General features: G+C 53.2%; 10 protein-coding genes. 2 read left to right on the plus strand and 8 right to left on the minus strand.

Translation table 11 applies throughout. The features are described 5' to 3' along the window. Positions 1 to 20: 20 nt before the first annotated feature. From lpxK to serC, 8 genes are all read right to left on the minus strand, one after another. Complete coding sequence (gene lpxK / locus IFU29_RS07005) at positions 21 to 1,001, minus strand: tetraacyldisaccharide 4'-kinase (RefSeq protein ID WP_191933289.1); 981 nt, start codon at positions 999 to 1,001, stop codon at positions 21 to 23. Then, positions 998 to 2,746, minus strand: a complete 1,749-nt coding sequence (msbA, locus tag IFU29_RS07010; RefSeq protein WP_191933290.1) for a lipid A ABC transporter ATP-binding protein/permease MsbA — start codon at positions 2,744 to 2,746, stop codon at positions 998 to 1,000. Before msbA ends, lpxK begins: the two co-directional genes overlap by 4 nt. A gap of 44 nt (positions 2,747 to 2,790) precedes the next feature. Beyond that, complete coding sequence (locus tag IFU29_RS07015; protein ID WP_191933291.1) at positions 2,791 to 5,046, minus strand: ComEC family protein; 2,256 nt, start codon at positions 5,044 to 5,046, stop codon at positions 2,791 to 2,793. Positions 5,047 to 5,264: 218 nt separating this feature from the next. Then, positions 5,265 to 5,552 (minus strand): integration host factor subunit beta, encoded by a 288-nt coding sequence (gene ihfB, locus IFU29_RS07020; RefSeq protein WP_062743871.1) that lies wholly within the window; start codon positions 5,550 to 5,552, stop codon positions 5,265 to 5,267. 80 nt (positions 5,553 to 5,632) lie between these two features. After that, positions 5,633 to 7,309, minus strand: coding sequence for a 30S ribosomal protein S1 (gene rpsA / locus IFU29_RS07025; protein WP_062743872.1), 1,677 nt, complete (start codon positions 7,307 to 7,309; stop codon positions 5,633 to 5,635). A 153-nt stretch (positions 7,310 to 7,462) separates the two neighbouring features. Continuing rightward, positions 7,463 to 8,146, minus strand: coding sequence for a (d)CMP kinase (gene cmk, locus IFU29_RS07030; protein ID WP_191933292.1), 684 nt, complete (start codon positions 8,144 to 8,146; stop codon positions 7,463 to 7,465). Positions 8,147 to 8,294: 148 nt separating this feature from the next. Continuing rightward, on the minus strand, positions 8,295 to 9,581 hold the full coding sequence (aroA, locus tag IFU29_RS07035; protein ID WP_191933293.1) for a 3-phosphoshikimate 1-carboxyvinyltransferase: 1,287 nt from the start codon (positions 9,579 to 9,581) through the stop codon (positions 8,295 to 8,297). Between the two features lie 89 nt (positions 9,582 to 9,670). Beyond that, positions 9,671 to 10,756 (minus strand): 3-phosphoserine/phosphohydroxythreonine transaminase, encoded by a 1,086-nt coding sequence (gene serC / locus IFU29_RS07040; protein ID WP_191933294.1) that lies wholly within the window; start codon positions 10,754 to 10,756, stop codon positions 9,671 to 9,673. A 309-nt stretch (positions 10,757 to 11,065) separates the two neighbouring features. Between serC and ycaO the strand changes: the two genes are divergently transcribed. Further along, positions 11,066 to 12,823, plus strand: coding sequence for a 30S ribosomal protein S12 methylthiotransferase accessory factor YcaO (ycaO, locus tag IFU29_RS07045; protein ID WP_191933295.1), 1,758 nt, complete (start codon positions 11,066 to 11,068; stop codon positions 12,821 to 12,823). Between the two features lie 369 nt (positions 12,824 to 13,192). Then, positions 13,193 to 14,050 (plus strand): formate transporter FocA, encoded by an 858-nt coding sequence (gene focA / locus IFU29_RS07050; RefSeq protein WP_191933296.1) that lies wholly within the window; start codon positions 13,193 to 13,195, stop codon positions 14,048 to 14,050. The last annotated feature ends 59 nt before the right edge of the window (positions 14,051 to 14,109 follow it).

Raw genomic sequence — 14,109 nt, forward strand, 5'->3', positions numbered from 1 at the left:
GTCGGACAGGCAGGCAGACATTAACGAGGGATTAATGCACTGATTTTGTTAAGCAACGCAGCGGACTGTTCTGAGGGAAGGACCGCATCGACCGGCAAATACCACCAGTGAGCGCTGGCAAAGGATTTTGCTTTTACCGCATCTTTTTCGGTCATCAGCAGGGTCTGTTCCGGCATCGTCAGGGTATTGAGCGTGTCGGCGCTGTAGTTCTGATGGTCAGCAAAAGCCACCTCTTTAGCGATCGCTACGCCCTGCTGACGCAGCGTGTTGAAAAAACGCGGCGGATGACCGATGCCCGCCATGGCGACAACGTTCTTCAGCTCACCCACTGCACGCTGCTCCCCGGTAAGCAAGTTCACAGCCAGACCCGGCACCAGACGCATCGCCAGTTCATTCTGCTGTGCCGTGCCACCGTTAACGATCACGGCAGTGACTTTTTTCAGACGAGCAGCGCGCTCCCGCATCGGGCCGGCGGGCAGCCACCAGCCATTACCAAAACGTCGTTCGCCGTCCACTACGACAATTTCAATATCACGGTCCAGCGCATAATGCTGCAGGCCATCATCTGTGATGATGACATCAATATCACCGCCGTTAACCAGAGCTTCGACGGCCAGACGGCGCTGCGGTGCTACAGCGACTGCCGCGCCGGTGCGCTGATAAATCAGTACCGGCTCGTCACCCGCTTCGCGGGTGGTAACGTCTGGGCCCAGCACCAGAGGATAACGTTCGGCTTTACCGCCGTAGCCCCGCGACACCACACCCACGCGAAATCCACGCTGCTGCAGTGCCTGCACCAGCCAGATCACCACCGGCGTTTTGCCATTTCCTCCTGCAGTGAGATTGCCCACAATCACCACGGGAACCGGTGCACGCCACGCCTTGCGCCAGCCCCAACAATAGGTCAGGCGCAGGAGGTTACTGACCAGCCCATAGAGCAGACTGAAGGGCAGCAACAGAAGATACAGCGCCGAGCGACCGCTCCAGATGCGTTCAATCATTGGCCAAATTGCATCTTATGCAGCTGTGCATAGACGCCGCGCTCAGCCAGTAACATCTCATGACTGCCACGCTCCACGATTTGGCCATCTTCAACCACCACAATCTCATCGGCCTTTTCAATGGTGGAAAGACGGTGCGCGATCACCAGAGATGTACGGTTTTTTTGCAGCTCATCCAGTGCAGACTGAATGGCACGCTCAGATTCGGTATCCAGTGCGGAGGTGGCTTCATCCAGGATCAGAACAGGGCTGTCGCGCAGCAGGGCGCGGGCAATAGCAATACGCTGACGCTGCCCCCCTGAAAGTAACACGCCATTTTCACCGATCATGGTATCCAGGCCATTTTCCATCTTGTTGATAAAGTCCATGGCATGGGCCATTGTCGCGGCTTTTTCTACTTCTTCGCGGCTGTATTTCTCATGGCGCGCATAAGCAATGTTGTTAGCTATCGTGTCGTTAAACAGGTGCACGTTCTGTGATACCAGTGCCACCTGGCTACGCAGCGATGCCAGCGTATAATCGCGCAGGTCGTGACCGTCCATCAGGATGTTTCCCTGCTGGATATCGTAAAAACGCGTCAGCAGACTTGCCAGGGTTGATTTACCCGACCCTGAGCGTCCAACCAGCGCCACGGTTTTACCCGCCGGGATAGCCAGATTAATGTTCTTCAGCGCAGGAATTTCGCGACCAGGATAGGTAAAGGTGACATCACGGAATTCAATATCCCCTTTGACACGCTCAACCGTGCGCTTACCGGTATCCACTTCCTGCTCACTGTCGAGGATCGAGAACAATGTCTGGCAGGCCGCCATACCGCGCTGGAACTGCGCATTGACGTTAGTCAGTGACTTTAGCGGGCGCATCAGGGCAATCATGGAGGAGAAGACCACGGTGATCGTCCCTGCAGTCAGGGTTTCCATCACGCTCGGGAAGCTTGCCGCGTAAAGGACAAAAGCCAGCGCCAGTGAGGCAATAAGCTGAATAATCGGGTCGGAGATAGAGGAAGCTGAAACCAGTTTCATGCCCTGCTGGCGCATGCGGTTACTGACCGCGTTAAAGCGCTTGCTCTCGATTTCCTGGCCACCAAAGATCAGCACTTCTTTATGCCCTTTCAGCATCTGTTCTGCGCTGGTTGTCACCTGCCCCATTGTGTTCTGCATATTTTTACTGATGTTGCGGAAACGCTTAGAGACGGTACGGATGGCGAACGACACAATAGGTGCCAGGACAATCAGGATAAGCGACAGCTGCCAGCTGTAGTAAAACATCAGAATAAACAGGCCAATGATGGAGGCACCTTCACGCACCACGGTCACCAGTGCGCCGGAGGAAGATGAGGCTACCTGTTCAGAATCATAGGTGATGCGCGACAGCAGCGTACCGGTGGATTGCTGATCAAAAAAAGCGACCGGCATGCCCATCATATGGCTGAACAGGCGACGACGCATACCCATGACCACATTACCGGACACCCAGGAGATACAGTAACTGGAGACATAGCTGGTCACGCCGCGAACTAACATCAGGCCCATAACCGCAAGCGGCATCCACAGGAGAACGGCGTTATTCGCTTTGCCAAAACCATCATCAAGTAAAGGCTTCAGCAGTGACAGCATGAGTGTATCGCCTGCCGCATTCAGAACCAGTGCGACGGCTGCCACAATCAATCCCGTCTTGTATGGCACGATCATAGGCCAGAGTCGACGGAAGGTCTGCCAGGTGGAGAGATCTTTATCCAGATGCATTATTTAACCAGCTTTGAATGAAATAGCCGCTTATTCTACCTGGATTACCTGACTACGCCAAACCACTGATGGTACCAACGGTTCATTATTTGTTCTCTTAATCCTTTTACTTGCCAGTAATCAACAAAAAAGTGGGCGCTAAGCTGGCCGGAAAGCGCCGTATCACGCCATTCAACACCGTATTCAGCATAGCGTTGGATAATTTTTCCGGCGGGCAGACGCCAGGCGCTGTAGCGCGCTGCGGAGGCCATCGCCACAGAAGCAGAGACGGCGCGCAGGAAGGGGGGCGATGAGGAAGTTTTGCTGCCGTGGTGCGGTACCTGAAGTAAATCGGCCCGCAGGCCGGCACGCTGTCCGGCAACCAGCTTTAACTCTGCGGGCGCTTCAATATCTCCGGTGAGCAGCACGCGCCATTTCCCATCAGTCACGGTCACCACGCAGGACTGATTATTCCCTTCCCGCACTTCTCCTGGCGGCGGCCAGAGGACCTTAAACTGGAGATCCTGCCATCGCCAGTGTACGCCTTTCCGGCAGGGTAAGTGCCCGGGGCGGGCGAGAGCGCTGCGCACGGTGGCGTCAGGAAACGCCCTCTGCATGCTTTCCAGACCGCCAGTGTGGTCTATATGCCCGTGGCTGAGAATAATACCGGTCACGTTTAACCCCTTCCAGGCAAGCCACGGCAGGATCTGGCTGCGTGCAAAATCGCCGCCGGGCCAGCGATTACCTGTGTCGTAAAGTATGGCTTCTCCGTGGCGGGAGATGACAACGGCCAGCCCGTGCCCGACGTCCAGCATATCAACCCGCCAGCGCGGGGAAGATGCCACCTCGCGCCAGCTGCACAGCACCAGCACTGCACTTAACAGAGTCACGGGAGAGGTGCGCCACCAGCCAAAACGCAGGGTTAACATCACCAGCCAGACTGACAGGCTGGCCGCAGCCATGGTGTGGTCAAGCGCGAACCAGCCGCGGGGGATATGCTGCAGGGGAATAAAGACCAGCGCCAGAGAATGGTTAACCCACTCCCACAGCACATGGTTGATCACGGGGATAGGATTCACAACCGTTGCCACCAGGATCAGTGGAACGGTAACGCAGGAAATCAGCGGTACGGCCCACAAGTTAGCCACCAGAGCACTCACACTGATGCCATGAAACAGCACGGCCTGAAGCGGCATCAGCAGTAATAACATCCCTGCCTGAAGATGCAGCAGACGCAGCAGCAACCAGCGTTTTTGCCGCGAAAAACGATGAGGCAGAGGAAAAAAATGATACCAGAGCAGCAGGCCAGCTACGGCCAGGGCTGAAAGCCAAAGACTGTCGGACAGCACGCTCAGCGGGTCAAAAAAAAGGATGATACCAATACACAGTGCCCATACCTGGCTGCCCTGACAGTTCATTCCCCGCAGGCGGATCCCGCTCCAGACCAGTAATGCCAGAACAGCCCGCAGCGCAGGTGGATTTCCCCCTGCAAGCCAGCAATAAGCCAGCGCGGCCAGTAACCCGCTGAATACAGGCAGACGGTAACCGATGCACCATGCCGGTAAACCGAACTGTACCATACGTGCCAGCAGCCAGCCGAAACTGGCAGCAAGCGCAATATGCATGCCGGATATCGCCATAAGGTGTGCGGTACCTGTTTCACGCAGCAGCTGACTGGTTTCGCGGTCGACCTCCGATCTGTCGCCAAAGGTCAGTGCTGAAATGAGCGCCTGCCGGCTGAGGTTTACCGTGTTTTTTTTCACGGCCGTCGTCACTTTGTCACGCAGGCTACAGGTTGTGTCCATGACCCGCGCTGACAGCGCCCTTCCGGTCAGTGGGGTATGGTTCGCCAGGGCAAAGCGCTGACGATCAAAGCCCCCCTCATTTAGCTGCGCGTGAACCGGGCGCAGTGCTAATTGCATCTGCCAGCGTTGTCCGGCACAAAAAGCGGTCTCCTGCGGCTGGATCCGCAAACGGGCATACAGGGGGGGGAACAGGATCCGGTCCCGAAAGCGCAACAGGCGGACTGTGATTGTTTTACCGTCGGGGTGAACGGCTTCCACCCGTATATCTGTTTTTACCCGCGACTGCGTTAGCTGCTCAGCCTGGGCCAGCATGGTGCGCCCGACGCTGACAGCACTGATGAAAAGTACCAGAACCAGTGCCACGTACCTGGCAGCGCGCCAGCCGGACAGCGCCATTAGCAAAGCAACGCACAATGCGGCAAGGTCGAAGGCAGTGCCTGGCAGTTGGGGTAAAAAGCTTAGCGGCAGCGTCGCCGCTATCACACTCCATGACAGCCGGTTGACGGTCAGAACCATAGCACCTCCCTGTTGCAGTTATCACCAGTGTGCAGCAATCAGCATCAGGGTTCAGGGGGGTTGGAAAGGATCTGGATAATGTCACACAAACTATCGCTGCTGCGGCAACAGGCCAGCAGGCTTTTATGCGATATCCCTCAATCAGAGGAACTTTTTTCAGGCAAAAAAAAACGACACCGGAGTGTCGTTTTATCGATTCATCGCTATACCCTGAGGTATTAACCGCCGTAAATATTGGCGCGATCGCGCAGTTCTTTACCAGGCTTGAAGTGTGGAACGTATTTACCTTCCAACTCAACCTTGTCGCCCGTTTTCGGGTTACGCCCGGTACGAGGTGCACGATAATGCAAAGAGAAGCTGCCAAATCCCCGGATTTCGATACGCTCGCCGTCTGACAACGTCGTTGCCATATGCTCGAGCATCTCTTTTACCGCATCCTCAACGACTTTCGCCGGAATATGAGAGTGCTGGCCGGCAAGTCTTTCAATCAGTTCTGACTTGGTCATGTAACCTCCGGTTTATCCCTGTTAGGAAAAGTTCTGACAGTAACGACGGTACAGGGCAGCTTGCGCTGCCCTGAGAGCGATTACTCGCCTTTAGCTGCTTTGAAAGCTTCAGCCATTGCGCTAGAGAAGTTGCCTTCTTCCGGTTTAGTCGTATTAACCGTATTGATAGCTTCTTTCTCATCAGCCTGGTCTTTCGCACGAACAGACAGGCTAACAACGCGGTTTTTACGGTCTACACCGGTGAACTTAGCTTCAACATCGTCGCCAACGTTCAGAACCAGAGTTGCGTCTTCTACGCGGTCCAGCGATGCTTCAGAAGCACGCAGGTAGCCTTCAACGCCGTCTGCCAATTCAACTGTAGCACCTTTAGCGTCAACTGCAGTCACTTTACCGTTAACAATGGCACCTTTCTTGTTCAGAGAGATGTAGTTGTTGAACGGATCTTCTGCCAGCTGCTTAACGCCCAGGGAGATGCGCTCGCGCTCTGCGTCAACCTGCAGAACCACAGCAGCGATTTCGTCGCCTTTCTTGTATTCACGAACTGCTTCTTCTCCGGTAGCGTTCCAGGAGATGTCAGACAGGTGAACCAGGCCGTCGATGCCGCCGTCCAGGCCGATGAAGATACCGAAGTCAGTGATAGACTTGATTTTACCTTCAACACGGTCGCCCTTGTTGTGGGTTTCTGCGAACTGCTGCCATGGGTTGTTTTTGCACTGCTTCAGACCCAGGGAGATACGACGACGTTCTTCGTCGATGTCCAGAACCATAACTTCAACAACATCGCCCACGTTAACAACTTTAGATGGGTGAATGTTTTTGTTGGTCCAATCCATTTCAGAAACGTGTACCAGGCCTTCAACGCCTTCTTCGATTTCAACGAAGCAGCCGTAGTCGGTCAGGTTGGTTACACGACCAGTCAGCTTGGTGCCTTCTGGGTAACGTTTCGCGATAGCAACCCATGGATCTTCGCCCAGCTGCTTCAGACCCAGAGAAACACGGGTACGCTCGCGGTCGAATTTCAGCACTTTAACAGTGATTTCATCGCCAACATTCACGATTTCGCTTGGATGCTTAACGCGTTTCCATGCCATATCAGTGATGTGCAGCAGGCCGTCAACGCCGCCCAGATCAACGAATGCACCGTAGTCAGTAAGGTTCTTAACGATACCTTTAACTTCCATGCCTTCCTGCAGGTTTTCCAGCAGCTGATCGCGCTCTGCGCTGTTTTCGGATTCGATTACCGCACGACGTGAAACCACCACGTTGTTACGTTTCTGATCCAGCTTGATGACTTTGAACTCAAGCTCTTTGCCTTCCAGGTGCAGCGTATCGCGCACTGGACGTACATCTACCAGTGAACCTGGCAGGAACGCACGAATTCCGTTCAGCTCTACGGTGAAGCCGCCTTTCACTTTACCGTTGATAACACCGGTAACAGTTTCAGCTTCTTCGTAGGCTTTCTCCAGCGTGATCCATGCTTCGTGACGTTTAGCTTTTTCACGAGACAGCAGGGTTTCACCGAAGCCGTCTTCTACTGCATCCAGAGCAACGTCTACTTCGTCGCCAACCTGAATTTCCAGTTCGCCGGCTGCGTTCTTGAACTGCTCTGCAGGGATTGCAGACTCAGATTTCAGACCCGCATCAACCAGGACGACGTCTTTGTCGATAGAGACAACAACGCCACGAACGATGGAACCCGGACGGGTTTCGATTGTTTTTAAGGATTCTTCAAATAGTTCAGCAAAAGATTCAGTCATATTGATAATCTTCAGGATTCTTCAATTTAACGTCCACCTGACATCCTGCCGGGTGGGGTTGTTTCACATGCCCCATGACATCCATGTCACAGGGTTAGATAAATCGTTCTGTGAGCAAGGGCTCATACAGAGGTCATTAAGCGTAGCTTATTTTTAAGCCAGCGTGAGTTTTTCCCGCGCATAATTTAACGCAACTTCAATCACCTCTTCAATCGACATCGTCGTTGAATCAAGGACTAAAGCATCATCTGCCGGCACCAGAGGTGCGATGGCACGATTGCGATCACGCTCATCACGCTCTTTTATCTCAGATAAAAGGCGCTCAAAGTTAACACTAAAGCCCTTTTCCTGCAACTGTAGCATGCGGCGATGGGCACGCTCTTCAGAACTCGCATCCAGGAAAATTTTCACCGGCGCATCGGGGAAAACAACCGTTCCCATATCGCGGCCATCGGCAATTAAACCCGGGAAATCACGGAAAGCGCGCTGACGGCGCAATAAGGCTTCACGCACACGGGGGAACGCTGCCACTTTCGAGGCTGTATTACTGACGTCCTGAGTGCGGATTTCACTGGAGACATCTTCTCCCTCCAGGATCACTTCCATTTCGCCATTACTGGATACAAAACGAACATCAAGATGGGCAGCGATCGGCACCAGAGCCTCTTCTGAAGTGATATCCACCTGATGATGCAGCGCAGCCAGCGCCAGAACGCGATAAATTGCGCCGGAATCCAACAGGTGCCACTGCAACGACTCGGCCATCGCTTTGCACAAAGTGCCTTTCCCTGCACCACTTGGGCCATCAATGGTGATCACTGGGGCTATTGCCGTCATGTCGTTCTCCTGTCGGTGGGATGCCGGGGCAACCAGTGCCCGGGCAAATATCGACGCGCATTATACCCTTCACGCATGAAGCTGCAACTGCGTTGGTCGGTGCACCTTTGTGGCTGATTAGCGGTACACCTAACCAAACAGAGGCCCGCTACGCCAGCTGGCTGATACGACCCAGTTGTTCAAAATAGTCAGGGAACGTTTTGGCCGTGCATTTAGGATCAAGAATAGTCACTGGCGTGGAGGAAAGTGCCACCAGCGAGAAACACATCGCCATACGGTGGTCATTATAGGTGCCGATTTCAGCAAACTGGATCTGCGCTGGCGGTGTAATACGAATGAAGTCATGCCCTTCTTCAACTTCCGCGCCCACTTTGCGAAGCTCAGTGGCCATAGCCGCAAGACGATCCGTCTCTTTCACGCGCCAGTTATAGATATTACGCATCACCGTTGTGCCTTTCGCAAACAAGGCGGCCGTTGCAATGGTCATTGCCGCATCCGGGATATGGTTCATATCCAGGTCGATTGCGTTAAGTGTGCCACGCGTGCAGGCAATAAAATCATCGCCCCACTCCACGCTGGCACCCATTTTTTCCAGCACGTCGGCAAAACGAATATCACCCTGCATGCTGTTGCGTCCGATACCGGTCACTTTGACCGTACCGCCTTTAATCGCGGCAGCGGCGAGGAAATAAGAGGCAGACGACGCATCGCCTTCAACCAGATATTCACCCGGAGCCTGGTACTGCTGCTGGCCGCGGATGTGGAAGGCGCGATACTCTTCATTTTCCACCTGAACGCCAAAGGTTGCCATCAGGTTAAGCGTGATATCGATGTAGGGTTTTGAAACCAGGTCACCTTTGATCACAATACGGGTATCACTTTCAGCTAAAGGCGCGGTCATCAGCAGTGCTGTCAGGAACTGGCTGGAAACGCTGCCGTCCACGGCTACTTCTCCCCCCCTGAATCCCCCTTTCAGGCGCAGCGGCGGATAGTCTGGCTGCTCAAGGTAATCGACCTCAGCGCCTCCCTGACGTAAGGCATCCACCAGGTGCCCGATGGGCCGCTCTTTCATGCGAGGTTCACCCGTCAGCACGATATCGTTCGCGCCCAGACACAGCGCCGCCGCCAGTGGACGCATGGCCGTGCCGGCATTACCGAGAAACAGTTCTATCGGACCTTCCGCCTTCAGTGCCCCCCCCTGACCGACAACTTCACACACCGTGCGGTCGTCAGACAGCGAAAAATGTACGCCCAGCGCCTGAAGCGCATTCAGCATGTGGCGGACATCATCACTGTCGAGCAGATTGGTCAGGCGGGTCGTGCCTTTTGCCAGCGCTGCCAGCAGCAGTGCACGGTTAGACACGCTCTTGGAACCGGGAAGGTTAACGGTACCGTCGACCAGGGCGATAGGTTGTAACGTCAGGGAATCCTGCATGTGAAACATATTCTCCAAAATAATTACGATGAAACCCCGCTGGGCGCGGGGTTTCAGATGCAAAGCTTACTGCATAGCGCAGATGTACCTTAGCCGTGACGACGTTCGAAGTCGACCATAAAGTCGGTCAGCGTCTTCACACCCTGCAGCGGCATAGCATTGTAAATCGAGGCACGCATCCCACCGACGACACGATGGCCTTTTAATGCATGTAAGCCCGCCGCAAAAGACTCTTCCAGGAATAGCTGATCCAATGAGGCATCCGCTAACTGGAAAGGCACATTCATACGAGAGCGGTTAGCCGCGGCTACATCATTACGGTAGAAGCTGCTGTTATCGATGGTGCCATACAGCAGGTCTGCTTTGGCCTGATTACGTTTATCCAGCTCGGCAACACCGCCCTGCTCTTTCAGCCACTTGAAGACCAGCCCGGAGAGATACCAGGCAAATGTCGGCGGCGTATTAAACATGGATTCGTTTTCGGCCAGCACCTTGTAATCAAGAATGGAAGGCAGTTCTTTACGCGCCTGTCCCAGCAGGTCTTCACGCACCACGACCAGCGTGAGCCCCGCCGGTCCGATATTTTTCTGCGCACCGGCATACAGCACGCCGAAACGATTAACATCAATGGGGGATGACAGAATGGTGGAGGAGAGATCCGCGACCACAACTTTGTCACCAAAGTCAGGCGTTTCCGGAATAGCGATACCGTCTATGGTCTCATTCGGGCAGTAATGAACGTAAGCGGCCTCATCAGACAGTGCCCACTGGCTCATTGGGGTAATGCCACGCAGCCCCTCAATGGTCGTTTTCGCATTAATGACGTTTGGCGTGCAGTATTTCTGCGCCTCTTTCACGGCGCTGGCAGCCCAATAGCCACCATCAATGTAATCCGCTGTCGTATGCTGGCCCAGCAGGTTCATCGGGATGGCTGCAAACTGCGCCCGCGCACCACCATGACAGAATAAAACTTTATAGTTAGAGGGAATTTTCAGCAGATCGCGAAAATCTTTTTCTGCCTCTTCGGCAACCTGAATAAACTCCTTACTACGGTGGCTGATCTCCATCACGGAGGTTCCCAGTCCCTGCCAGTTGCAGAGTTCCTGTTCAGCGCGACGAAGCACTTCTACCGGCAACATAGCCGGGCCTGAGCTAAAATTGAAAACCTGACTCATTTCCCCTCACCACTTTCAGATCAATCGGTTTTGATTCCTCTATCGGTTTTATCACTGCCACCTTCATGCTGCAATGATTTATCCGGGCAGCTGGCCAGTTTACTGCGACCTGCCGCAACAGCTTGTAGGGCAAATGCAAAAGCAGACGATATTTTGTGAGGCGTTTTCCCAATAGAAAAACAGACCGGTTCTCTTTTCGCTGAAAAATGGCATTCTTGCCATGATGAAATTAGCCGTGCCGGATAGCGATTCCGGCAGAAACCCCGTATCATTGCGCGCTTTCCGCACAATCAATCACGAGTGGACAAAATGACTCAAACTTATATACCAGGCAAAGACGCCGCGCTGGAAGTTTCCATCGCACGCTTTCAGCAAAAACTGCAGGATCTCGGCTTCAATATTGAAGAGGCCTCCTGGCTGAACCCGGTGCCAAATGTCTGGTCAGTCCATATTCGCGACCGCGACTGCCCGCTCTGTTTTACCAACGGTAAAGGTGCCAGTAAAAAAGCTGCTCTGGCCTCTGCGCTGGGCGAATACTTTGAACGCTTGTCTACTAACTATTTCTTTGCCGACTTCTGGCTGGGTGAGAAGATCGCCAAGGGCGATTTTGTCCATTACCCTAACGAGAAGTGGTTCCCGCTGCCGGAAGATGATCAGCTACCGGAGGGGATTCTTGATGCCCGCCTGCGTGAGTTCTATGACCCGGAAAATGAGGTCAGCGCCAGCGATCTGATTGATCTTCAGTCAGGCAACGCCGCACGCGGCATTTGTGGCCTGCCGTTTACCCGTCAGTCAGATCAGCAAACCGTTTATATCCCGATGAATATTATCGGTAACCTGTACGTGTCGAACGGGATGTCTGCTGGTAACACCGCTAACGAAGCGCGCGTTCAGGGGTTGTCTGAGGTATTTGAACGTTACATTAAAAACCGAATTATCGCGGAATCCATCAGCCTGCCGCTGATCCCGCAGGATGTATTAAACCGTTATCCGGGCGTTGTCGAGGCTATCGCTTCGCTGGAAGCAGAAGGGTTCCCTATCTTCTCCTATGATGCTTCCCTGGGCGGTAAATACCCGGTCATCTGCGTGGTGCTGTTTAACCCTGCCAATGGAACCTGTTTTGCTTCATTCGGTGCGCACCCTGATTTTGGCGTTGCCCTGGAGCGTACCGTCACAGAACTTCTGCAGGGCCGTGGCCTGAAAGATCTGGATGTCTTCACCCCACCCACCTTCGATGATGAAGAAGTCGCAGAACATGCCAACCTGGAAACACACTTTATCGACTCCAGCGGCCTGATCTCGTGGGATATGTTTAAAGACGATGCAGATTATCCCTTTGTGGACTGGAGCTTCAAAGGCAGTACAGAAGAAGAGTTTGCCACTCTGATGGCGATCTTCAACGCTGAAGAGCAGGAAGTTTATATCGCCGACTACGAGCACCTGGACGTTTATGCGTGCCGCATTATCGTTCCCGGCATGTCAGATATCTATCCGGCCGAAGATTTGCTGCTGGCCAACAACAGCATGGGTGCCTATCTGCGTGATACGCTGCTCAGTCTGCCAGAAAGCCGTTGGGAAAAAGCAGACTATCTTTCTCTGCTGGAGCAGTTAGATGAAGATGGCCATGACGATTTCACCCGCGTACGTGAGCTTCTGGGTCTGGCGACGGGTAAAGATAACGGCTGGTACACACTGCGTATCGGTGAGCTGAAAGCGATGCTGGCGCTGGCCGCAGGCGACCTGGAGCAGGCATTGATCTGGACAGAATGGACAATGGAGTTTAACCAGTCAATCTTTAGTGCGGAGCGTGCCAACTACTATCGCTGCCTGCAAACGCTGCTGTTACTGAGCCAGGAAGAAGGCCGCGATCCCCTTCAGTATCATACGGCGTTTGTACGCATGTATGGTCAGGAAGCCGTAGACAATGCTTCTGCGGCAATCAGCGGTGAAGCACCTTTCTATGGTTTGCAGAGCGTTGACAGCGATCTTAACGCGTTCCCTGCGCATCAGTCTTTGCTGGCGGCTTATGAAAAACTGCAGGCGGCTAAACGTCTGTACTGGAAATAATGCTGCGAGAAAAATGACACCGTATCGCTGTGTCATTTCAGATTAATTTTTATTTATTTCTGCCATATCATTCGCGGCAGGTTAAAAAAAGGTAACGGCGCAGGCTGTTACCTTTTTTATTGTCACAATTACGCTATATTTACTGTGATATGTTCACGCTTCACTTTATTTCTATTGTGTGAGACTCAAATATTTTTTTAATTATTAAAAAAGTTTTATATGATTAAAAACAGCAAGTTACGCATATTAACCTTATTAAAAACAAGTCATTAGCAGCTACTTTGCCGGGCCTGTATGATCCACGTCAATTTCTCTCCTATACTCGTTTGCTAGACTTTCCTTGCCGACTACTTTTGAGAGGACGTTAGTGTGAAAGCTGGCAACCCCTTTGATCTGTTATTACCATCCGAAATGGCAAAAGTTGCCGAAGACGCTGGCGTTTATAAAGCGACAAAACATCCCTTCACCACCTTCTTTCTGGCGATAACCGCTGGGGTATTTATCTCCATCGCTTTTGCTTTCTATATTACGGCAACGACAGGCACCGCAGCCGTTCCCTGGGGACTGGCCAAACTGGTAGGTGGCATCTGCTTTTCACTAGGGCTGATGCTTGTGGTCGTGTGTGGTGCGGACCTTTTCACCTCTACCGTTCTCACCGTCGTGGCTAAAGCCAGCGGTCGCATCAGTTGGTTACAGCTCGCCCGCAACTGGATCATCGTTTATATCGGGAATTTTATCGGCGCTATCTTCTTTGTCGCACTGATCTGGTTTGCCGGACAATACATGGTGGCCAACGGAGCCTGGGGGCTGAATGTCCTGCAAACCGCGGACCATAAGATGCACCATACTTTTATTGAAGCCGTCTGCCTTGGCATCCTGGCGAACCTGATGGTATGCATGGCCGTGTGGATGAGCTACTCCGGACGCAGCCTGCTGGACAAAATGTTTGCCATGGTACTGCCTGTCGCCATGTTTGTGGCCAGCGGTTTTGAGCACAGCATCGCCAACATGTTTCTGGTCCCCATGGCCATTATTATCAAAGATTTCGCCACACCCGAATTCTGGCAGGCAACCGGAGCGAGTGCGGACCAGTTTACACACCTGACCGTAAGCCACTTTATTACCGATAACCTTATCCCGGTGACGCTGGGCAACATTATCGGTGGCGGGTTACTGGTGGGCTTGACGTATTGGGTGATTTATCTGCGTGATGGCGACCATCACTGACAGGCCCATGAACAGATTCTTGCAACTGTCGGTGTGATGTCACCCGGCGGGAACGTACA

Source organism: Erwinia persicina, from assembly GCF_014838825.1.
GTDB classification, from domain to species: domain Bacteria; phylum Pseudomonadota; class Gammaproteobacteria; order Enterobacterales; family Enterobacteriaceae; genus Erwinia; species Erwinia persicina_A.